We start from the raw sequence: 22,924 nt of genomic DNA on the forward strand, positions 1-22,924 counted from the left end.
CACCACCTGTGTGTTTTGGAAAGGGGAATTCCGCATTGAAACGTAGAGTTGCAATTATTGGAATGGTTGTTGCATTTTTAATTGGTGCTGGCGGAATGTTTGCAGGTATGTCTTTATTTGGGGTTAACCCAGCAGAAGTAACGCAAACAATTTCGAGTGGAAACGCTAGCACCTCACAAGGGAATTTGGCAAAAATTAATGAGGCGTATGCACTAATTGATTCACGTTATGTGGAAGACGTGAAGGATGACAAGTTAGTCGAAGGTGCAATACAAGGCATGTTGTCTACGCTGAAGGACCCTTATTCCACGTATATGGATAAAGAAACGGCTAAACAGTTTAGTGAATCACTTGATCCTGAGCTAGAGGGGATCGGGGCTGAGGTGAACAAAACGGACGGTAAGCTTATTATCGTATCTCCAATTAAAGGCTCACCGGCAGAAAAGATTGGAATTAAACCGAATGACCAAATTTTATCTGTAGATGGAAATAGTGTGAAAGATTTATCACGTGAAGAAGCAGTATTAAAGATTCGTGGTAAAAAAGGAACGACTGTCGCGATTGAAATTAAGCGTGCAGGAGTAGCTGATCCGATTGTATTTAAAATTAAGCGTGAAAAAATTCCAATCTTCACGGTGTTTAGTTCTGTGAAACAAGAGAGCGGAAAAGATATCGGTTATATGCAAATCACTTCTTTTGCTGAAAATACGGCGAAAGAATTTAAGGATCAGTTAAAAGAGTTAGAGAAGAAAAACATAAAAGGCTTAGTTATTGACGTGCGTGGTAATCCTGGTGGCTACTTAAATAGTGTAGAAGAGATACTAGGGGAAATTATGACGGATAAAAAGCCGATGCTACAAGTAGAGCAACGAAATGGTGAGAAAAAGAAATTCTCTACGGAACTGAAAGAGAAAAAGCCATATCCAATTTCAGTATTAATTGATAATGGAAGTGCTTCTGCTTCAGAGATTTTAGCGGGTGCGCTAAAAGAGGGAGAAGGATACGATTTAATTGGTGAAAAAACGTTTGGTAAAGGTACTGTTCAGCAAGCCGTTCCATTTAAAGATGGCAGCAACATTAAATTAACGATGTTTAAATGGTTAACACCAGATGGAAACTGGATTCATAAAAAAGGAATCGCGCCAACAGTAGAAGTGAAGCAACCAGATTATTATCATGCGACACCAATTCAAATTGAAAAGACACTTTCATACAATTCAAATGATGTGCAAGTAAAACACGCGCAAGAAATGCTTAAGAGTTTAGGGTATGTACCGGGGCGTGAAGATGGATACTTTAGTAAAGAGACTGAATCAGCGCTGAAAGCATTCCAAAATGCGAATGAGATGGAAGCGACGGGACAGCTGGATAAAAAGACAGCTGAGGCGATTCAAACTAAAATTATTGAAAAAATCCGTTCTGGAGAAAATGATCTACAATTACAGTCCGCATTAAAATTAATAGCGAAATAAAGTGAAACTTTAATCAGTGGGGGTCTTACTGCCCATTAAAGCGGGATAAAAAGAAATACAGGTAGTTTGCTGCCTGTATTTTTTTGTGTTAAACAAACGTTTGTCCAGTTATGATAATATAAAAAGAAAGAATGATATAAATGGTGGTGAATGGGTTCGTGGAGGCATGGATTTTTGAAATAATGCGGGCAGTTGGACGTTTTTTCTTACACCCTGCTGTCTATGTATTTTTAATAAGTAGTATCTTCGTTGGATACTTACGTATGTTACGAGAACGAAAGGATTTTTCCTTTAAAGTTTATGATATTTGGTTTGAACTGCGAACATCTCTATTTGCGGGAGTTGGATACGGATTAATCGTATCTATTCTTACAATTGGACTTGGCCTTGTTGTTTCCAAAGCGAGCTTATGGGTCATCTTACTTTGGACGTTATTATTTGGATTAACTGCTATGTATCGATATTTATCAGCAGCTTATACATTTAGTATCGCAATTGTATGCGTTCTATTATCTTCTAAGCTACCAGTTTCCTTCTTACAGCTTGGAGAGGGTGAAGAGAGTACGATTGTATCTCTTGCTATTTTACTAGGCGTCATGCTTGTTGTAGAGGGCTTGTTGATTTCTAAAAATGCAGTAGGATATTCTACGCCGAAGATTAGGAAGGGTAAGCGTGGGCTAAAGATTGGTTTACACGAATCAAAGCGTTTATGGATTGTGCCTATTTTTATTCTTGTACCAGGTGATGCAGTAACGCAGTTTATTTCATGGTGGCCTGTCGTTTCAATCGGTTCACATACCTATTCTCTATTCCTCGTTCCATTTTTAATTGGATTTATGAGAAAGATTAGAAGTTATGAGCCAACGGAAGCTTTATTATTTACAGGAAGACGTGTCTACGGATTAGCAGGAATTGTACTTGTTTTAGGAATCGCAAGTTATTGGTGGCACGTACTTGCCATTATCGCAATGGGAGTCGCAATGCTTGGGCGTTTCACAATTTCCATGCAAGAAAAAATTGCTGATGAGACAAGACCGGCGTACTTCGCTGCACGTAATGATGGGCTTGTTGTATTAGATACAATCCCGAATACAATTGGGGCAGAGCTGAATTTACTGCCTGGAGAAGTAATTACGAAAGTAAATGGAGTCATTCCAGGAAGCGCTGAGGAATTTTATGATGCGCTTCAAACGAAGACGACAGGAGCATTTTGTAAATTAGAAGTATTAGATACAAATGGAGAGCTTCGCCTTGCTCAAACGGCATTATACGCCGGAGGACATCACGAATTAGGAATTGTGTTTGTTCAGCAGGAGCATGAGTGGGATTCGGAAGCGATGTAATAGAAGAAAGGGTATCACCTTGTGGTGATACCCTTTTTGGTTGTGGGGGGCGGGATTAGTAGTAAATGAAATTTACATCGGTGATTATTCAAATATATCGACTTTCTGGAAAAAACGATAACTATCGCAAACCTTATTTTGAAGTTTCATAGACGGATAACTTGAATAATTATTTGATAATGGTTATCATTTAGGGAGTCTTTTTAATTTTGGAAAATGGAGGTAAGATATGCTACGTAAATTTTTTTCTTACTATAAACCGTATAAAGGTTTATTTATACTCGACTTTTCTTGCGCAGTTGTCGCAGGGTTACTAGAACTTGGCTTCCCGCTTATCGTAAATCAATTTATTGATAAGTTATTGCCAGGGCAAAACTGGACGCTTATTTTATGGGCTTGTTTCGGTTTACTTGCAGTGTATATATTAAATGCAGGTTTGCAATATGTCGTTACATATTGGGGGCATATGCTTGGTGTTAACATTGAAACAGATATGAGGCAGAAATTATTTGATCACATTCAAAAGCTATCATTCAGATTTTTTGACAATAATAAAACAGGTCATTTAATATCACGTCTTACGAACGATTTAATGGAAATTGGGGAAATTGCTCACCACGGACCAGAAGATTTATTTATCGCTGTTATGACTTTAGTTGGGGCATTTTCATTTATGATGATGATCAACTGGAAGTTAGCGCTATTAACGTTCTTCGTTATTCCATTCTTATTATGGTTGGCACTTTACTTCAATAAAAAAATGACAGGTACGTTTAGACGTTTATTCTCAGACGTTGCTGATTTCAATGCATGTATTGAGAACAACGTTGGCGGTATCCGTGTTGTACAAGCATTCGGAAATGAAAAGTTTGAGAAAGAGCAATTTGCTGTGAACAACGCTCGTTTCCGTACAACGAAATTAATGGCGTATAAAATTATGGCGTTAAATTCGTCAATTAGTTATATGCTCATGCGTCTCGTAACGCTCTTCGTCTTAATATGCGGTACATGGTTTGTTCTGCAAGGAGAATTAACGTACGGTGGATTTATCGGATTCGTTCTATTAACGAATATTTTCTTCCGCCCAATTGAAAAAATTAATGCGGTTATTGAAAGTTATCCGAAAGGGATCGCTGGTTTTAAGAGGTATGTAGAGCTTCTTGAAACAGAGCCAGATATTGTAGACTTTAAAGACGCGATGGAAGTTAAACATGTACATGGTGATATTCAATATAGCAACGTTACATTCGGATATGAAAATAAAGAACCGATTTTAAATGATATTAGTTTGAAAATACATGCAGGTGAAACAGTTGCTTTCGTAGGACCATCAGGAGCTGGAAAAACGACGTTATGTAGTCTATTACCACGTTTTTATGAACAATCGTCTGGATCGATTCAAATTGATGGTATTGATACGAAAGATATGACGTTATCTTCACTTCGTAAGCAAATTGGAATTGTGCAGCAAGATGTGTTCTTATTCTCAGGAACAATTCGTGAAAATATCGCTTACGGAAACTTAAAGGCGTCAGAAGCTGAAATTTGGCAGGCAGTAAAACGTGCGCAGTTAGAAGACTTAATTTACTCACAACCAGACGGTTTAGATACCGTTATCGGTGAGCGTGGGGTGAAACTTTCTGGTGGACAGAAGCAGCGTCTAGCGATTGCTCGTATGTTCTTGAAAAACCCGCCAATTTTAATATTAGATGAAGCGACTTCCGCATTAGATACAGAGACGGAACTGGCGATTCAAAAATCACTTGCTGAACTATCTGTGGGCCGTACAACATTAGTTATTGCTCACAGACTTGCAACGATTAAAAATGCAGATCGTATCGTCGTTGTAAATAAAGATGGTATTGCAGAACAAGGTTCACATGATGAATTAATTGAACAAGGCGGAGGATACAGCAGGTTATACGAAGCACAGTTCAGTTCGTAAATATAATTTCTGCTGAATTAGTGCACCATAAGTAAGTGAAAATCTTATATGGGAGGCTATGAAGCATGATTGTAACAACAACGTCTACAATTCAAGGAAAAGAAATTATTGAGTATATCGATATCGTCAATGGAGAAGCGATTATGGGCGCGAATATCGTTCGTGACCTTTTCGCCTCTGTCCGTGACGTTGTCGGCGGTCGTGCGGGCGCTTATGAAAGTAAATTAAAAGAAGCGCGCGACATTGCAATGGAAGAGATGAAAACTTTCGCAAGACAAAAAAATGCGAATGCAATTGTTGGTATCGACGTGGATTACGAAGTAGTTCGCGAAGGAATGCTAATGGTTGCAGTGAGCGGAACTGCTGTCCGTATTTAAAGTGAAAAAGCCGCGCTGATGCACGGCTTTTTCACTTTTATTAATGCTATTCTATGTCGAAGTTCCAATATTTCTTGGGAAATGCGGAAGGCCCTGTCGATATATAGGGAAGACATTAGAGCGCTTCTTTACATTTCTGGATTTGAACTAATAATGTTTCGTATTCTTGTTCGAGAGATGGGATATCATCGTGATGATTTGGCATGGAAATTCGGCCGATAATTTCTGTTAATTTTGTTTGTAATCGTAATAATTCTTGTTCAGTTACGTTTACAGAATCCCCGGTGGTTCTTTTTGTGTATTGCTCGTAATTACCGTGGAATATTCTTGGTTCACTCTCATCTACTTGTAGAATATGGTCTGCAACAGAACGAATGAAGGCAAGGTCATGGCTAATGAAAAGTATTGTGCCAGGATATTCTTGTAACATGATTTCTAGTTCTTCTTGCGTTGCTAAGTCTAAATAGTTTGTCAAACTTATTTCTATTTGCTATTTGTGAATTCATTATTATACAATTGTGCCTTTGCTAGCGCTTCTGCATCGTCTTTGATTTCATCTAGTCCATTCGCATCCCCAATAACATACCCTTCAAATGATGAACCAACAAAATCAAAGATATATTGAAACTGGGAGATAAGCGGTAATGCTTTCAGCTTTGGATTGTCTCCGCCAACGATGATAACGTACATTTTTTTACCTTTCATTTTTTCTTTGAAATGAAGAGATGTATCACGCAAGCTTTGTGACCAGCGATCGACGAAGTTTTTCATATGACCGCTCATTCCATACCAGTATAGCGGTGTAGCAAAGATAATTGTGTCGTGTTCTAACATACGCTCAATTAACTGCTCGTAGTCATCATTTACAGGTTGGAATCCTTCTGCATCATGGCGCTGATCTATGATTGGGTGGACGATATGATCACGCAAGTAAATTTGTTCTGTTTCAATTCCATCAATCACCATATGTGTTAAAGCTTCTGTATTTCCGTTTTGTCTTGAACTGCCATGTATAACAAACATGTAATCATCCCTTTTCTTTTGTTTGCTTTAGGAGTGAAACGTGTTTTTGCAAATTCGTTTGAATGCTAGAAAGTAATGAGATTTGCTTCGTTACTTCATTAAGTTTATCTTCATAAAGCGTAAGGATACTGCTGCAAGGATTTTCGTACAGGTGCGGCTCTATTTCGAGGCAGCGCAGCATCCTTGCCGTCTCTTCTAAATTTAAGCCAATTTGTAAGTACATTTGAATAAGCTCCACTTTTTCGATGGCACTTTCATCAAAGTCACGGTAGCCATTTGCGAGGCGCTTAGAAGGGAGTAATCCCTTTTCTTCATAATGTCTTAGTGATCTTTCGCTAACCTCGGTTTCTTTTGATAACTCTCCAATTCGCAATGTGTTTCACTCCTTTTACATGTATTGTAAACCTTCACACTAATGTGAAGGTCAATGCTGTTTTTTCGCAAAAGAGTCTACATGATTTAAAAACACTTGAATAGCTTTAGACGGGATGAAGTATTTGCCGCGCACGATGGAGAATGGACGGATGAGTTGTTCATTTGGAACTTCGACGTGGAATAGCTCTTTTGCCAGTAACTCTTTCCGTACAGTCCAATCAGAAAGTATAGCGATGCCAAGCCCGGCACTAACTGCTTCTTTCACGCTTTGGATACTACTGAATGTAAAGAAGCGCTTCAATTTTAAATGGTGTTGATGAATAAAGCGGTCACTATAAGCACGTGTTCCAGAACCACTTTCTCTTAATACCCATACTTGATCTTGGAGTGTGCTTTCATTTATTTCATTTGTGCGGAGCAGTGGATGATTTGGCGGGACGACGAGCTTCATTTCATCTTGCATAAACGTTTCAACGTCAACGTCGGCGTATACGACTTGCCCTTCCACTAAGCCGATATCGATTTGATTAGAGCGAAGGCTTTGCAAAACGTCTTCTGTATTTGAGATAAAGGTATGAACTTCGACGTGTGGATTTTCATTCGCATAGTTAGCCAGTATTTTTGGAAGTAAGTATTCGCCAATTGTAAAACTAGCACCGATGCGAAGAGTTCCTGTTACAACGTTATGTAGCTCGTTAATTTCTTGCTTAGCATCTTCATAAAGAGAGAGCATTTGTTTTGCATGTATATATAATATGTTTCCAGCCTCCGTCACTTGGACGTGCTTTGGGGAGCGCTGAATAAGAGTAGTGCCAAATTCGTTTTCTAAGTTGCGTATATGCATACTTACGCCAGGCTGTGAAAGGTTTAATAATTCTGCTGCACGGGAGAAATGCTTCTGTTCAACGACAGTAACAAATATTTTTAAAATGTCTACGTTCATGTAATGGGCTCCTTTCTTTTTCTATCATTTTATCATAAGTATTTCTGATGATAGAGATTCAATATTGATATTAAACTTATTATAGAAACTCTCTTATAATGTAAGTAGAAAGAACATGCATGTTCCAATACGATTATTGGAGTGGTACAAAGTGGAACAAACACTTGTTATACAAAAGAAGAAGGGCTTTGGATTTTCACAAGGAATTGGGATTACATTATTAATCGCAATTGCTGCGAAATATTTAGCAGAGCTTCCATTTTTAAATATTATGGGACAATTAGTGATTGCTATTCTAATTGGGATGGTTTGGCGTGCGGCAATTGGAGTTCCTCATGATGCGATTGCCGGAACGAACTTTGCGAGTAAGAAGTTGCTGCGCTTTGGGATTATCTTACTTGGAATGCGGTTAAATCTTGTTGATATTGCGAAGGCAGGGCCGAAAGTATTGGTCATCGCTGCCGTTGTTATTACATTTACGATTTTCGTTGTATATGGGCTAACGAAAGTATTTAAGGTAGAAAAGAAACTCGGAATTTTAACAGCGTGCGGAACAGCAATTTGCGGCGCGGCTGCGGTCGTGGCAATTGCACCGCAAGTGAAAGCGAAGGATGAAGAAACGGCAGTTGGGGCAGCAATTATTGCAATTTTAGGTACAATATTTACACTTATTTATACGCTATTATACCCAGTGCTTGGCTTCTCACCGTACGGTTACGGTGTATTCTCAGGTGCGACGCTGCACGAAATCGCTCATGTCATCGCAGCTGCGGCGCCAGGAGGAAGTACGGCTGTAGACATCGCAGTTATCGTGAAATTAACGCGCGTTGCAATGCTTGTGCCAGTAGCGATTTTAATTGGATTATGGTTTGGTAAGAGTGAAGGCAGCGAGGAAAAAAAATCGTGGCGTGACCTTCCAATTCCGTGGTTCATCTTCGGATTTTTAGCGATGAGTGCAGTGCATTCGCTCGGGGTTATACCAGAAGTTGTTGCCGGATACATTGTTGTCATTGCTTACATGCTTATTGCAATGGCGATGGCGGGTCTTGGTTTAAATGTAGAGTTTAAAACGTTCCGTAAGTTAGGAAGTAAGGCATTCGTGGCGGGGCTGATCGGCTCGGTTTTCCTTTCTATTCTTGGATACGTTCTTGTATATGTATTAGGATTTATGTAGTAGGACGAAGAAGCTGTTCCAAAAGATATTTTGGGACAGCTTTTTTTATGTTTATAGTGCTACGGGTGTCGATATATTAAAAAAATAGCTGATATAAATTGAATTACGCTTGTACTTTGTTAGAGAAGGTGATCAGTGAAACGTTTTTCTAAAATTTGTAAAGATATCTTTACTTATAAATGGAAAATATTTATAATTAAAGTAAAGATATCTTTACTTTCGAAGGTGGAGCCTATGGGTGTGAAAAATAAAATAAAAGAGTTAAGAAAGCAACATCATATAACGCAAGTTGAAATGGCAAAGGCGATGCAGGTGACGCGGCAGACGATTGTGGCGATTGAAAACCATCATTATAACCCGAGTCTAGAGTTATCCCTAAAAATCGCCAAATATTTTGGGGTGAAGGTGGAGGAAATATTTACGCTAGAGTAAGGGGAGAAAAAATGGAAGATACTAAAAAGTTATTTATCGGTGCGACTTTTGGATTGTTTTTGGGAGACATTGTAGTTCATAGTATGAATCCGGCTATACCAATTTTACCGCTCGTAGTGAGTAACGTTTTAGCAATTGTATTTTTGATAGTGTATTCGTATTACAAAAAGCGTAAGTACAAAAAAGAAGAACTTCCAGATATAGATGAGCGAGTAAATGAAAACATAAAAAAGTATGTAAATGTCTCATTTGTATTCGCGTTTCTATTGCTTATTGTTTATATTGTTGTGAGTAAAGCGATAGGCAGAGCTGTTATACCAGTGCAAGAAATATTTATGATATGTAGCTCCTTATTTGCGGGTAGTCTCATCATAGGAGTCATGATAGGAAAACGGGCATAGAGATAGGAGGAATGAAAAATGCAAGATGAGTTTGAGAGATTTCAGTCGGATAAAGCGTTTAAATATGTAGGAGTATTTTTTACGATTAGTTTAGCGATATGGAGTTTATATAATTTAATTGTTGATGGAAATGCTGGTATGCCGTTTGTTTTATTTGTAATAGGGCAGTGGGTGTATTTTTTTGTGAACTATTGGCCGAAGTGGAAATATAGAAATCAAAAAGAGGTCGATCATGTATGAGTAAGCAAGATGTTATACGGTTTATAGGAAGTTTGTTCTTAGTGGGGCTTATTTTGAATGCGAGTTTAATAATGTTAAGTATTTCGTGGGGAACTACTTTTATATCGAATATAGCACTAGTCGTTTTGTATGGAATTTCGGAATATAGAGAACAGAAGCGTTTAAAAGAAGAGGGAGTACCGTCGATTGATGAGAGAGTTGTGAACAAGATGAAGTCGTATTTTACGATTTGTATTACGAGCTTGGTTTTTTTGTTCATTATGTATCTTGGTGTAAATAAGTATTTAGATAGGCAAGTAGTACATGTAAATGAGCTATTATATATTGCTATTTTTGGCTTATTAATAAGTATGGCATTGACGAGTACTTTAGCAACAAGGAATAGATAGAAAAAGGGGAACTGGGATGGGATTACCGGTATTATGTGTCGCTACAGTCATATTTGCGCTTCTTTGGGGAATGCAAAATTTTTCTCGTAATCCAGTGCCAAGCATTTGTATTATGATTGGTACTGTAGGTTTATCGTATTATTTATTACTATTAGCTCATTATCATAAAACAGCAACGAGTGTTGTCGTTGGAGCACTTATTTTATTTTGTGGGCGTGCTGTACAAAAAGGGTTATTTCCGTAAAAGCTGTTTATACAAAGAGTATAAACAGCTTTTTGTATTTTTTTACAAAAGGCTTGAAAGTGACGTAACGTCATCTTTTATAATGAAGGGGAAGAGGTGATGGTAGTGATTTCAATACAACAATTGACGAAAGAAACAGGGATAACAGTACGTACATTACGTTATTATGATCAAATAGATTTATTAAAGCCGAGCGGGAAAACAGAAGGTGGACATCGTTTATATAGTGAAGCTGACGTAATACGGCTGCAACAAATTTTATTTTTAAAGGAAATGGGATTTTCATTAAAAGAGTCTGCGAATATGTTAGTAAAAGGTGAGCTTAATTTAAAGGATTCGCTTAAAAAACAACTTCGATTTGTACAGGAAGAACAAAAGAAATTTAATCGAATGGAGCGTGTTTTACAAGCTGTTGTTTATTCGGTAGATGTAGAGGGAGAACTTGATTGGAAAATTATGTTTGAACTGATTCAGCTTTCGAAACAGTCTTCTCGTATACGTGAAATATTTCAAAATGAATTATTTTCAAAGGAAGAACAAAAATTGCTTCATAATTTGCCAAATATGAGTGAAGAAGATCCGAATGTTTTAGAGTGGGTAGATTTATTAAAGCAATTTCGCACTTTTATGAAAGATGGTAAAGAAACTGCAAATGATGAGGTACAAGGGGCAACGAAGAAATTAATGCGGAAGTGTTTAGAAATGGCCAATGGTGATGAAGCATTTTTAGATAAGTTATGGGAAGTTAGAAAATCGAAGGAAGATTCACAGAAAATGAGCATGTATCCAATTGAAGAAGAACTTTTAATATATATGGATGAGGCTTTTCGTATTTATGATGAAAGGGAGAATGATAAATGAGTATACTCGCAGAATATCGTTGGTATTTTTTAATTGGGGCAGAAATTGTATTTTGGTTATCGGCTATTAGTTTCTTTTTACTCCGTTACGGTTTTCGTTTGAAAAAGGCAAGTTTTATTATGGGGATTGTCCTACTCTTAAATGAAGTGTTTATTTTAACTTTAGCAGTAGTGGATTACTATCAAACAGGAAAGTTCTCTAACTTTCAAATCATTACTGTAATTATTTTATTATATGCGGTCTTCTACGGGAAAAAGGATTTGAAGAAGCTTGATATGTTTGTGCAAAAGCTAGTTGCGAAATGGCGGAATGAACCAGCGCCAATTATGGAAGAACAGATAGAATTAACAGGTATGGCATATGCGAAACAGGAAATAAAAAATTGGGTATTACACCTTAGTTTGTTTGTTGTTGTGCATATTTTCTTTTTCTTTCTGTACGGTTTTGTACCATTTGAACAATGGGGGAATTGGTTAGAATCAGGAATTGTTTTAAATAAAGCAGCGAGTCGCGTTAGCCAAGTTTGGGCGATTATACTTTTAGTGGATACAGTTATTTCGTTTTCATATGTTATTTTTCCGAAGAAGGAGAAAGGGAACAAGAAGCTACTTTCATAGTGGAAAGTAGCTTTTTTTAGTATACCAATAGTTTGTATAGGAGAGGATGACAGTAGGAAAAAGAGCTGGTTTTAAATGAAGTAGAATTTTAATCAGTGTGGTGCTTACTGTTTGTTCATGCGGGAGAAGGTTTGATAAGGAAGGAAGTGTGCTCTCCTTCCTTTTTCTATATATTGTCGAAAACTTTACCGAATATCTGTTCGTTTTTTTAGGTTTTTTGGGGGTATTCGTGGTAAAATGATAATACAGATTTTTATGAGGAGGTCGGAACTTAAGTGGAACATCAATTTGAAATTATCTCAGCGTATTCCCCGCAAGGTGATCAGCCGGTAGCTATAGAGAAGCTTGTAGAGGGAATTAATAGTGGAAAGAAAAAGCAAGTGTTGCTTGGAGCGACAGGAACGGGTAAGACATTTACGATTTCAAATGTCATTAAAGAGGTGCAGAAGCCAACACTTGTCATGGCTCATAATAAAACGTTAGCAGGACAGTTATATAGTGAGCTGAAAGATTTTTTTCCGAATAATGCAGTTGAATATTTTGTTAGTTATTACGATTATTATCAGCCAGAAGCGTATGTGCCGCAAACAGATACGTTTATTGAAAAAGATGCGCAGATTAATGATGAAATCGATAAATTGCGTCACTCAGCAACATCTGCACTATTTGAACGGGATGATGTGATTATTGTTGCGAGTGTTTCGTGTATATACGGCTTAGGTTCTCCAGAAGAATACCGCGAGTTAGTTGTTTCACTTAGAGTTGGTATGGAAAAGGACCGCAATCAATTGCTTCGTGAACTTGTTGATGTACAGTATGGACGTAATGACATTGATTTCAAGCGTGGTACATTCCGTGTGCGCGGAGATGTAGTTGAAATCTTCCCAGCATCACTTGATGAGCATTGTATTCGAATTGAATTTTTCGGCGATGAAATCGATCGTATTCGCGAAGTAAATGCGTTAACAGGTGAAGTATTAGCAGAACGTGATCATGTAGCGATCTTCCCAGCATCTCACTTCGTTACACGTGAGGAAAAAATGAAGGTCGCTATTGAAAATATCGAAAAAGAATTAGAAGAGCGTTTAAAGGAATTAAATGATAATGGCAAGTTGTTAGAAGCGCAGCGTATAGAGCAACGTACACGTTATGATTTAGAAATGATGCGTGAGATGGGCTTTTGTTCAGGGATTGAAAATTATTCCCGTCATTTAACACTTCGTCCGGCGGGGGCAACGCCATATACGTTAATAGACTATTTCCCGAAAGATTTCTTAATTGTTATGGATGAGTCACACGTATCAGTACCACAAGTAAGAGCGATGTATAACGGGGACCAAGCACGTAAGCAAGTACTTGTGGATCATGGGTTCCGTTTGCCATCAGCTTTAGATAATAGACCGCTTACGTTTGATGAGTTTGAAGGGAAAACGAATCAAGTTATTTACGTTTCGGCAACGCCAGGACCGTACGAGTTAGAGCAGGCACCGGAGGTAATAGAACAAATTATTCGTCCAACAGGGCTTTTAGATCCACCAATTGATATACGACCAATTGAAGGACAAATTGATGATTTATTAGGTGAAATTCAAGATCGCATTGCAAAAAATGAACGTGTATTAATTACGACTTTAACGAAGAAAATGTCAGAGGATTTAACGGACTACTTAAAAGATGTAGGAATTAAAGTGAACTATCTCCACTCTGAAATTAAAACGTTAGAACGTATTGAAATTATCCGTGACCTTCGCCTTGGTAAGTTTGACGTACTTGTCGGTATTAACTTATTACGAGAAGGATTAGATATTCCAGAAGTATCACTTGTAGCTATTTTAGATGCTGATAAGGAAGGATTCTTGCGTTCAGAGCGTTCATTAATTCAAACAATTGGTCGTGCAGCACGTAATGAAAACGGCCGCGTTATTATGTATGCAGATCGTATAACGAGATCGATGGGAATTGCGATTGAAGAAACACAACGTCGTCGTACTATACAAGAAGCTTACAATAAAGAGCATGGTATTACGCCGAAAACAATTCAAAAAGGCGTGCGTGATGTTATCCGTGCAACGACAGCTGCTGAAGAGCCGGAAACATATGAAGCAGTACCAGCCAAGAAGATGACGAAAAAAGAGCGTGAAAAGACAATTGCGAAGATGGAAGCAGAGATGAAAGAAGCAGCAAAAGCGTTAGATTTCGAGCGTGCAGCTGAATTAAGAGATTTACTATTAGAATTAAAAGCGGAAGGGTGAACAGAGTGAGCATAAGCAAGGATTTTATTGTCGTAAAAGGTGCTAGAGCACATAATTTGAAAAATATTGATGTAACCATTCCGAGAAATCAGCTTGTTGTTGTGACGGGATTGTCTGGTTCAGGGAAATCATCATTAGCGTTTGATACGATTTATGCAGAAGGGCAGCGCAGATACGTAGAATCGTTATCTGCGTATGCGCGTCAGTTTTTAGGACAAATGGATAAGCCGGATGTAGATACGATTGAAGGTTTATCTCCAGCGATTTCAATCGATCAAAAAACGACGAGTCGTAATCCACGTTCAACAGTTGGAACGGTCACGGAGATTTATGATTATTTACGTTTATTATTTGCGCGAATTGGTACGCCAATTTGTCCGAATCATGGTATTGAAATTACATCACAAACAGTAGAGCAGATGGTAGACCGTGTACTTGAATATCCTGAACGTACGAAATTACAAGTGTTAGCTCCTATCGTTTCTGGGCGTAAAGGTGCACATGTGAAAGTGCTTGAAGACATTAAGAAGCAAGGATATGTTCGTGTACGTGTTGATGGTGAAATGCTTGATGTATCTGAAGATATTGAGTTAGATAAAAATAAGAAGCATTCTATTGAAGTTGTAATTGACCGTATTGTTGTAAAAGAAGGGATTGCAAGCCGTCTTGCGGATTCACTTGAAAGTGCATTAAAGCTTGGCGGGGGCCGAGTGTTAATTGATGTAATGGGAGAAGAGGAACTTCTATTTAGTGAACATCATGCTTGTCCGCATTGTGGCTTTTCAATTGGAGAATTAGAGCCGCGCATGTTCTCATTCAATAGTCCATTCGGGGCGTGTCCTTCTTGTGATGGACTTGGTTCAAAGTTAGAGGTGGATTTAGAACTTGTCATTCCGAATTGGGATTTATCATTAAATGAACATGCGATTGCGCCTTGGGAGCCGACAAGCTCACAATATTACCCACAGCTTTTACAATCTGTATGTAATCATTACGGCGTTGATATGGATATGCCTGTGAAAGATATACCGAAAGATTTATTTGATAAAGTGTTGTACGGAAGCGGTGAAGAGAAAGTTTATTTCCGCTATGTAAATGAATTTGGTCAAGTAAAGGAAAATGAGATTTTATTTGAAGGTGTTATTCCAAATATCGAACGTCGTTATCGTGAAACGAGTTCTGATTATGTCCGTGAGCAAATGGAAAAGTATATGGCAGAGCAAGCTTGTCCGAAGTGTAAAGGTGGACGCTTAAAGCCTGAGAGTTTAGCTGTTTTCGTTGGTGATAAAACGATTGCTGATGTAACGAAGTATTCTGTTCAAGAAGTACAGGAATTCTTCTCGAATGTGGAGCTAACGGAGAAACAACGAACAATTGCTCATTTAATTTTAAGAGAAATCCAGGAGCGCGTTGGATTCTTAGTGAACGTCGGTTTAGATTATTTAACGTTAAGTCGTGCTGCAGGAACTTTATCAGGTGGTGAGGCGCAGCGTATTCGTTTAGCGACACAAATCGGTTCTCGTCTTACTGGCGTACTTTACATTCTTGATGAGCCTTCAATCGGTTTGCATCAGCGCGATAACGATCGTCTTATTCGTACGTTGCAAGAAATGCGCGATTTAGGAAATACGTTAATTGTCGTTGAACATGATGAAGATACGATGATGGCTGCTGATTATTTACTTGATATCGGACCTGGTGCAGGTATTCACGGTGGCCAAGTTGTATCAGCGGGTACACCAGCTGAAGTGATGCAAGATGAGAATTCGCTAACAGGGAAGTATTTAAGCGGTAAAGAGTTTATTCCGGTTCCACTTGAAAGACGTAAAGGTGACGGACGTAAAGTGGAAATTGTCGGTGCAAAAGAGAATAACTTAAAGAATGCAAAGATGTCATTCCCGCTTGGTACGTTTGTAGCGATAACGGGTGTATCTGGTTCCGGTAAAAGTACGATGATTAATGAAGTACTATATAAATCATTAGCGCAAAAGTTATATAAGGCGAAAGCGAAGCCAGGTACTCATAAAGAAATTAAAGGTCTTGAGCATTTAGATAAAGTAATCGATATCGATCAATCGCCAATCGGGCGTACACCACGTTCTAATCCAGCGACGTATACAGGTGTATTCGATGATATTCGTGATGTGTTTGCACAAACGAATGAAGCGAAAGTGCGCGGATATCAAAAAGGACGTTTCAGCTTTAATGTAAAAGGTGGACGTTGTGAAGCGTGCCGTGGTGATGGAATTATTAAAATCGAAATGCACTTCTTACCAGACGTATACGTTCCGTGTGAAGTTTGTCATGGTAAACGTTATAACCGCGAAACGTTAGAAGTGAAGTATAAAGATAAGAACATTTCTGAAGTGTTAGGGATGACAATTGAAGATGGAGTAGAGTTCTTCGCTAATATCCCAAAAATTAAGCGTAAACTTCAAACGCTTGTAGATGTAGGGCTTGGTTATATGAAATTAGGACAGCCAGCTACGACGTTATCTGGAGGAGAAGCACAGCGCGTGAAATTAGCTTCTGAATTACACCGTCGTTCTACTGGGCGTACGTTATATATTTTAGATGAGCCAACGACTGGTTTGCATGCCCATGATATCGCGCGTCTTCTAGAAGTGCTGCAACGCCTTGTTGAAAGTGGCGAGACAGTTCTTGTTATTGAACATAATTTAGATGTAATTAAAACAGCTGATTATATCGTTGACCTTGGACCAGAGGGCGGAGATAAAGGTGGGCAAATCGTTGCCTCAGGAACGCCAGAGCAAGTAGTAAAAGAAGAGCGCTCGTATACAGGTAAGTATTTAAAAGATATTTTAGTTCGTGATAAAGCGAGAATGAAAGAAAAAATAAAAGAAGTAGAGTTATCGCAATAAGTTTATTAATGGAAACCGAGTGGAAATGACACTCGGTTTTTATTGTATAGGGGGAGAAGATGGAGTTTTTAGAGGTAATAAGGAAGAAAAATATGAAGGTAAGAGAATTTCAAAAATGAGGTGTGTATTTTCGGAAGTGCTGGGAGGATAACTTTGCAAATCATTTAAGTGATGAAGAAAAAGAAGATATTTTCCTGTATGGAGATAAGTATACATGTGGTTATCTTTGGCACATATTTAGTTACGAGAAAAAGAAATGTTTAGAAGGAACAGAAGCAGAGAGAGCATTTCATAATGAAGTGAAAAAGGAGTGCTACATCTTCTATCAACACTGTGATGATGTACTGCTAATAAAGGATGCGAGTTTATTAATTATGGCTGATATATTACGTGAAACAGCTGATATGTATAAAGGCGATATCTATATTGGAGATAAAGATTTCACTTGGACCTTTGTGAAAACGCATGAACATGGATGGTATGGCCCTTATTTTGCGAGAAAATGTTAGGAGGTATACAAGCATGAACGGGAGAATAAGTTGATATAAGTGTTCGTATCATACTTGCGTTTATTGTCTATTAGCGTATGATGAAATATATATGTTTAAAAGGATGTGTAACGAAATGAGATGGATTGTATCACTTCTTGTAAATAGCGTTGTGTTAATCGCTGTATCGGGACTTTTAAAAGGGATTGCACCAGACGCGTTTTACGTAGCAAATATACAAACTGCAATTATTGCGAGTATTATTTTGGCTGTTTTAAATGTGTTCGTAAAACCGTTTTTAATTTTAATTACGCTACCGATTACTCTTGTAACTTTCGGGTTCTTCTTAATTGTTATTAATGCGATTACGTTAAAAATAGCAGATTCATTATTAGGAGATGCATTTAATATATCAGGGTTCGGTGTAGCGATTGTTGCGGCAATTTGTATTTCAATTTTTAATATGATTATTGAAAAGGCAATTGTGGAGCCACTATATGAAAAAAAGAGAAAATGACAAAAAGAAAAACATTTCATGATGTATATGAAATGTTTTTTTCTATTTATTAGAAACCGTATTTCTTGTTTCCAGAAAAAAATGGTACAATATCCGGTAGAATGGAATTTTACATCAAATGAGACTGAACCCGCAGCGGAGTGGAGGTTTATACATATGCCGAAAGTAAGGACAAAAGATTTAATTGAACAATTTCAATTAGAGTTAATCAGTGGTGAAGAAGGAATTCATCGTCCGATTGATACAAGTGATTTATCACGACCTGGAATTGAAATGGCAGGATTTTTTACATATTATCCAGCTGATCGCGTACAGCTTCTTGGAAAGACAGAGCTTACGTTCTTTGACACATTGACGTCAGAGCAAAAGCAAGAGAGAATGAAAGCGCTCTGTACTGAGGAGACGCCATGTATCATTATAACTCGTAATCAAGATGTACCAGATGAGTTACTGCATGCATCACGTGAATCAGGCATGCCTTTATTACGTTCTGCTCAAACGACAACAAGATTATCAAGTCGTTTAACAAATTATTTAGAAGGTAAGTTAGCGCCAACAACAGCTGTACATGGTGTGTTAGTAGATATTTACGGTGTTGGTGTTTTAATTACAGGTCAAAGTGGTGTCGGTAAAAGTGAGACAGCTCTTGAACTTGTGAAGCGTGGTCACCGTCTTGTTGCGGATGATAGTGTAGAAATTCGCCAAGAAGATGAAGACACATTAGTAGGAAGCTCACCAGATTTAATTGAGCATTTATTAGAAATTCGTGGTCTAGGTATCATTAACGTTATGACGTTATTCGGTGCAGGGGCAGTGCGAAATTATAAGCGTATTACACTTGTTATTAATCTTGAAATTTGGGATCAAAAGAAAAATTACGATCGCTTAGGTCTTGATGAAGAGAAGATGAAGATTATTGATACAGAGCTTACGAAGATTACACTTCCAGTTCGTCCTGGTCGAAACTTGGCTGTTATTATTGAAGTAGCAGCGATGAACTTCCGTTTAAAACGTATGGGAGTCAATGCAGCACAACAGTTCTCTGAACGATTAATGAGTGCGATTGAGTTAGGAAATCAGGAGTAAACTTTGGAGAGGGGGGTCATACATATGCTGTTAGGTTCTGTACCACAGCTTGACCGTGTAGCGATTCAACTTGGGCCGTTTCCTGTTTATTGGTACGGGATTATTATCGGTACAGGCGTGCTATTAGGTCTTTGGCTAGCAACTCGCGAGGGAGAAAGACTAGGTATTCCAAAAGATACATTTGTTGACCTTGTATTAATTGCAGTACCGATCGCTATTCTATTTGCGAGAATGTACTATGTTATTTTTGAATGGGAATATTACGCGCAAAACCCGAGTCAAATTATTAATATTCGTCAAGGTGGCTTGGCGATTCATGGTGGTTTAATCGGGGCTGTTATTACAGGGATTCTTTTTGCGAAACGACGCGGGGTTTCATTCTGGAAGTTGGCTGATATTGCTGCGCCAAGTATTTTACTAGGACAAGCAATTGGTCGATGGGGAAACTTTATGAACCAAGAGGCGCATGGTGATGAAGTAACGAGACAGTTTTTAGAAGGACTTCATTTACCGGATTTCATTATTAATCAAATGTATATTGAGGGTGTGTACTATCACCCAACGTTTTTATATGAATCATTATGGAATTTTGCAGGTGTCATTTTATTACTTGCATTACGAAAAGTGAATTTACGACGCGGGGAATTATTCTTCACATATTTAATTTGGTATTCAATAGGGCGCTTCTTCGTAGAAGGCTTACGTACAGATAGTTTAATGTTAGGACCACTTCGTATCGCACAAGTAATGTCAATTGGACTTGTTGTTATTTCTATTATTTTCATTATTGTGAGACGAAAAATGGGGCAAGCTGATAAAAGATATTCGGAAAATTAGAGAAAAGTAGCATCTTATTATAAGATGCTGCTTCTTTCATATTCAGGAAAGAGAAGGGACTAAGGCAATGAGAATAAATACAGTGTTATTTGATTTAGATGGAACTTTAATTAATACAAACGAACTTATTATTTCTTCTTTTTTACATACGTTACATACATATTATCCAAGTCAATATAAGCGTGAAGATGTATTGCCATTTATTGGCCCTTCTTTACATGATACTTTCAGCAAGATTGATGAAAACAAGGTTGAAGAGATGATTACATGTTATCGTCAATTTAACCATGATCATCACGATGAATTAGTGGAAGAATATGAAACTGTATATGAAACAGTTCAAGAGTTGAAGAAGCAAGGCTATAAAGTTGGTATTGTTACAACGAAAGCGAGACAAACCGTTGAGATGGGATTAAAGTTGTCAAAGCTTGATGAATTTTTTGATATTGTCGTGACAATTGATGATGTAGAGCATGTGAAACCACATCCAGAGCCACTTCAAAAAGCGCTTGAGTTATTGGATGCAAAACCGGAAGAAGCATTGATGGTTGGGGATAATCATCATGATGTTGTCGGCGGACAAAATGCGGGCACGAAAACAGCTGCGGTTTCATGGACGTTGAAAGGTAGAACGTATTTAGAGGCTTACAAGCCGGACTTTATGTTAGATAAAATGAGTGATTTACTACCGATTTTGTCTAATATGAACCGTTCATAAAGGTCCAAGTAAGTTAGTAGGGGTCTGTTTCTCTACTAACTTACAGTTTCACTTTTTAGTAGAGGGGCGAGCTAAGTGCGACGGACAACGCGCTATCCTGTTTCAGGAGAAAATTCATTATGGAATGTGTATAAAACAGTGTCTTTTTGGAAGGTGATGAAGAACTTTATTATTATCAAAATTGCGCGTTATACGCCATTTTTATCCGTCAAGAATTGGTTGTACCGCACGTTTTTACGGATGAAAGTCGGAGAGAAAACCTCATTTGCGCTTATGGTAATGCCGGACATTATGTTCCCAGAAAAGATAACTGTGGGAGAAAATTCAATTGTTGGCTATAACACAACGCTTTTAGCGCATGAATATTTAATTCGTGAATATCGACTTGGAGAAATCGTCATTGGAAATGAAGTGATGATTGGAGCAAATACAACGATATTACCAGGTGTGAAAATTGGAGATGGCGCGATTGTTTCAGCTGGCACACTTGTTCATAGAGATGTACCAAGCGGCGCTTTCGTGGGTGGAAATCCAATGCGTGTTATTTATACGAAAGAAGAAATGGATGCTAGAGAAGGTTGATGCTAAAAATGTAACATTTCTCTTCTTTTTTAATGAATAAAAAGGAAATAATTGAGTATAATATACTGTTTTGTTTTTTACGGAATCGTTTATACTTATAGATAGAAGAATGTGTGAACGAAGAAAACAAAAAACTGGAGGATATATGGGGAAAAATCAAGGAATATATAAGGAGAACGGACAAGTTATCTCTTTTAATCAATTAGCGGACTTCTTTTATAAAAAAGGGATGAGAGCTTACAAAGGGCAAAAATTGCAAGATGCAATTAAATATTTTCGAAGAGCGGCACAAAGTGAGAAGGAGCCGTTTATTTTATGCCAATTAGCAACAGTATTATCTGAGGCTGGTGAATATCAAGAGTCGAATCAAATCTTCTTTAAGCTTGTTAGATCTAATCCAGAACTTGAACAATGCTATTATTTTATTGCAAATAATTATGCATATATGGGGCTATTTCAGCAGGCGAAAAAGTATGCAGATCGCTATTTAGAAGTTGCAGAAGAGAAGGAATTTGTAGAAGATACATTAGAATTACTTGAAATTATGGAAGAAGAAGCGATGGGTGAGGAAGAGATTGAGGATGAAGACGATCTAATTGTTATGCAAGAAGAAGCGAATCGTTATATTCGTAACGGACAATTGGAAGAAGCAATTGCTACATTGGAAATTGTTACAAAAGATTATCCGGAATTTTGGTCGGGTCATAATAATTTAGCCATTGCACATTTTCAATCTGGTAATGTAGATAAAGCTCTGAAGTTAACGGAAATGATTTTAGAGAAAAATCCTGGTAATATACATGCGCTTTGTAATACGCTTATTTTCCTATATTCAATTGGAGAGCATAAACAAGTAGAAGCGTTAGCGGAGCAGTTAGTTTCAGTATATCCGATTTCGTTCGAGCATCGTTTGAAACTTGGAACGACACTTGCAACAATTGGTCATTTTGAGCCTGCATATAAATGGTTCAAAGTATTAAAGCGTCAAGGATATGAGGGAGACGTTAGTTTTTATTATTGGTTTGCATATTCTGCTTATATGGTGAAAGATCAGCAAGTAGCTGAAAAAATGTGGCAGCATGTTGTAGAATTGCACCCTGATAAAAAGGGAAAAGAACCGTGGAATGCGCTGAATTTAGCAGATGAAGGACAAAACGTATTATTTGAAGAATTACGGAAATCATTTCAACAAAGTGCGACGTTAGAGGAACAAATGCTAGCTTTATATTTAATGAATGAATTGTCAACGCCAGAGAAGGTGGGATTCTTCTTTGATGTAACGCAGGCGAAGAACGGTGTTCCAATCGTATCGCAACTTGCAAAGTATTTCTTTTTACTTAATAGCCATAAGAGCATTCCAGTTGATTTACAGCAATTTGAACAGTGCGCGCAAATTGCGGATGCTTTATATAATTATACGAAAAAAGATGATGAATTAATCGAAGAGTGTTTACAATTTTGGTTTTGTACGTTCATACGTTTATATACATCTGGGGCAGTTTTTACAAATGTATACGGCTGGTCAGCTGCGGTTGAATATATTGTACGCAGCGAACAAGGAAATAAGATGACACAGTCGGAGCTTGGGATGTATATAATGTATCTGTAGCGACTGTTCGAAAGTATGTGCAGGCTGTTAAGCGTACGCACACATAGGGTAAGCAAATCATTGGGAAAAAAATGATGCTAACAGTATAATGAGGGTAACTTAATTGTGTAGGAATGA

24 protein-coding genes and 1 pseudogene are annotated in these 22,924 nt (G+C 37.8%); 21 read left to right on the top strand and 4 right to left on the bottom strand.

Going from position 1 to position 22,924, the window contains the following annotated elements; all coding sequences use genetic code 11:
- Positions 1–35: 35 nt before the first annotated feature.
- The 4 genes from ACUN0F_RS07045 to ACUN0F_RS07060 all read left to right on the top strand — a co-directional run bounded on the left by ACUN0F_RS07045 (position 36) and on the right by ACUN0F_RS07060 (position 5,137).
- Positions 36–1,472 carry a S41 family peptidase gene (locus ACUN0F_RS07045; RefSeq protein WP_080345118.1) on the top strand — a complete coding sequence of 479 codons (1,437 nt, stop codon included), beginning with the start codon at positions 36–38 and terminating at the stop codon, positions 1,470–1,472.
- A 140-nt stretch (positions 1,473–1,612) separates the two neighbouring features.
- Complete coding sequence (locus tag ACUN0F_RS07050; protein ID WP_264461700.1) at positions 1,613–2,815, top strand: PDZ domain-containing protein; 1,203 nt, start codon at positions 1,613–1,615, stop codon at positions 2,813–2,815.
- Between the two features lie 229 nt (positions 2,816–3,044).
- Positions 3,045–4,760, top strand: coding sequence for an ABC transporter ATP-binding protein (locus tag ACUN0F_RS07055; RefSeq protein ID WP_264461699.1), 1,716 nt, complete (start codon positions 3,045–3,047; stop codon positions 4,758–4,760).
- Positions 4,761–4,825: 65 nt separating this feature from the next.
- Positions 4,826–5,137: a heavy metal-binding domain-containing protein gene (locus tag ACUN0F_RS07060; protein WP_000637523.1), complete on the top strand. Its 312-nt coding sequence runs from the start codon at positions 4,826–4,828 to the stop codon at positions 5,135–5,137.
- A 115-nt stretch (positions 5,138–5,252) separates the two neighbouring features.
- On the opposite strand, the gene ACUN0F_RS07065 is transcribed toward ACUN0F_RS07060, so the two are convergent.
- The 4 genes from ACUN0F_RS07065 to ACUN0F_RS07080 are packed head-to-tail and all read right to left on the bottom strand — an operon-like array spanning position 5,253 to position 7,478.
- On the bottom strand, positions 5,253–5,612 hold the full coding sequence (locus ACUN0F_RS07065; protein WP_264461698.1) for a macrolide transporter: 360 nt from the start codon (positions 5,610–5,612) through the stop codon (positions 5,253–5,255).
- An 8-nt stretch (positions 5,613–5,620) separates the two neighbouring features.
- A complete protein-coding gene (locus ACUN0F_RS07070) occupies positions 5,621–6,160 on the bottom strand; it encodes a flavodoxin family protein (RefSeq protein ID WP_445539303.1) in 540 nt (179 codons plus the stop codon).
- Positions 6,161–6,164: 4 nt separating this feature from the next.
- The gene (locus tag ACUN0F_RS07075) at positions 6,165–6,533 is read right to left on the bottom strand and encodes a MerR family transcriptional regulator (RefSeq protein WP_264461696.1); all 369 of its coding nucleotides are present in this window, start codon (positions 6,531–6,533) and stop codon (positions 6,165–6,167) included.
- A gap of 51 nt (positions 6,534–6,584) precedes the next feature.
- Entirely contained in the window at positions 6,585–7,478 is an 894-nt protein-coding gene (locus tag ACUN0F_RS07080; protein WP_046955577.1) for a LysR family transcriptional regulator, read from the bottom strand.
- A 151-nt stretch (positions 7,479–7,629) separates the two neighbouring features.
- Between ACUN0F_RS07080 and ACUN0F_RS07085 the strand changes: the two genes are divergently transcribed.
- The 17 genes and pseudogenes from ACUN0F_RS07085 (at position 7,630) to ACUN0F_RS07165 (ending at position 22,854) form a co-directional block, all read left to right on the top strand.
- Positions 7,630–8,652 (top strand): YeiH family protein, encoded by a 1,023-nt coding sequence (locus ACUN0F_RS07085; RefSeq protein ID WP_000438417.1) that lies wholly within the window; start codon positions 7,630–7,632, stop codon positions 8,650–8,652.
- Positions 8,653–8,886: 234 nt separating this feature from the next.
- Entirely contained in the window at positions 8,887–9,084 is a 198-nt protein-coding gene (locus ACUN0F_RS07090) for a helix-turn-helix transcriptional regulator (protein ID WP_000538359.1), read from the top strand.
- 11 nt (positions 9,085–9,095) lie between these two features.
- Entirely contained in the window at positions 9,096–9,485 is a 390-nt protein-coding gene (locus tag ACUN0F_RS07095; protein ID WP_264461695.1) for a hypothetical protein, read from the top strand.
- Positions 9,486–9,503: 18 nt separating this feature from the next.
- Positions 9,504–9,725, top strand: a complete 222-nt coding sequence (locus ACUN0F_RS07100; RefSeq protein WP_264461694.1) for a hypothetical protein — start codon at positions 9,504–9,506, stop codon at positions 9,723–9,725.
- Positions 9,722–10,114 carry an ATPase gene (locus tag ACUN0F_RS07105; RefSeq protein ID WP_264461693.1) on the top strand — a complete coding sequence of 131 codons (393 nt, stop codon included), beginning with the start codon at positions 9,722–9,724 and terminating at the stop codon, positions 10,112–10,114. Before ACUN0F_RS07100 ends, ACUN0F_RS07105 begins: the two co-directional genes overlap by 4 nt.
- Before the next feature lie 16 nt (positions 10,115–10,130).
- The gene (locus tag ACUN0F_RS07110; protein ID WP_000524145.1) at positions 10,131–10,358 is read left to right on the top strand and encodes a hypothetical protein; all 228 of its coding nucleotides are present in this window, start codon (positions 10,131–10,133) and stop codon (positions 10,356–10,358) included.
- Positions 10,359–10,457: 99 nt separating this feature from the next.
- Complete coding sequence (locus ACUN0F_RS07115; protein ID WP_264461692.1) at positions 10,458–11,219, top strand: MerR family transcriptional regulator; 762 nt, start codon at positions 10,458–10,460, stop codon at positions 11,217–11,219.
- A complete protein-coding gene (locus ACUN0F_RS07120) occupies positions 11,216–11,836 on the top strand; it encodes a hypothetical protein (RefSeq protein ID WP_264461691.1) in 621 nt (206 codons plus the stop codon). The genes ACUN0F_RS07115 and ACUN0F_RS07120 overlap by 4 nt, the downstream gene beginning before the upstream one ends.
- Positions 11,837–12,111: 275 nt before the next feature.
- Positions 12,112–14,088 carry an excinuclease ABC subunit B gene (gene uvrB / locus ACUN0F_RS07125; protein WP_000400988.1) on the top strand — a complete coding sequence of 659 codons (1,977 nt, stop codon included), beginning with the start codon at positions 12,112–12,114 and terminating at the stop codon, positions 14,086–14,088.
- 11 nt (positions 14,089–14,099) lie between these two features.
- Entirely contained in the window at positions 14,100–16,970 is a 2,871-nt protein-coding gene (gene uvrA / locus ACUN0F_RS07130; RefSeq protein ID WP_264461713.1) for an excinuclease ABC subunit UvrA, read from the top strand.
- A 122-nt stretch (positions 16,971–17,092) separates the two neighbouring features.
- Entirely contained in the window at positions 17,093–17,479 is a 387-nt protein-coding gene (locus tag ACUN0F_RS07135) for a DUF4275 family protein (protein WP_264461690.1), read from the top strand.
- Positions 17,480–17,594: 115 nt separating this feature from the next.
- A complete protein-coding gene (locus tag ACUN0F_RS07140) occupies positions 17,595–17,975 on the top strand; it encodes a phage holin family protein (RefSeq protein WP_001267307.1) in 381 nt (126 codons plus the stop codon).
- Between the two features lie 156 nt (positions 17,976–18,131).
- Positions 18,132–19,061, top strand: coding sequence for an HPr(Ser) kinase/phosphatase (gene hprK, locus ACUN0F_RS07145; protein ID WP_001127245.1), 930 nt, complete (start codon positions 18,132–18,134; stop codon positions 19,059–19,061).
- A 24-nt stretch (positions 19,062–19,085) separates the two neighbouring features.
- Positions 19,086–19,898 carry a prolipoprotein diacylglyceryl transferase gene (gene lgt / locus ACUN0F_RS07150; RefSeq protein WP_000924234.1) on the top strand — a complete coding sequence of 271 codons (813 nt, stop codon included), beginning with the start codon at positions 19,086–19,088 and terminating at the stop codon, positions 19,896–19,898.
- Positions 19,899–19,965: 67 nt separating this feature from the next.
- The gene (gene ppaX, locus ACUN0F_RS07155) at positions 19,966–20,616 is read left to right on the top strand and encodes a pyrophosphatase PpaX (RefSeq protein ID WP_264461689.1); all 651 of its coding nucleotides are present in this window, start codon (positions 19,966–19,968) and stop codon (positions 20,614–20,616) included.
- A 75-nt stretch (positions 20,617–20,691) separates the two neighbouring features.
- Positions 20,692–21,198, top strand: a complete 507-nt coding sequence (locus tag ACUN0F_RS07160; protein WP_264461688.1) for an acyltransferase — start codon at positions 20,692–20,694, stop codon at positions 21,196–21,198.
- A gap of 145 nt (positions 21,199–21,343) precedes the next feature.
- Positions 21,344–22,854 (top strand): annotated as a pseudogene (locus ACUN0F_RS07165) (tetratricopeptide repeat protein).
- Positions 22,855–22,924: the final 70 nt, after the last annotated feature.

Source organism: Bacillus sp. 1A (genome assembly GCF_052682215.1).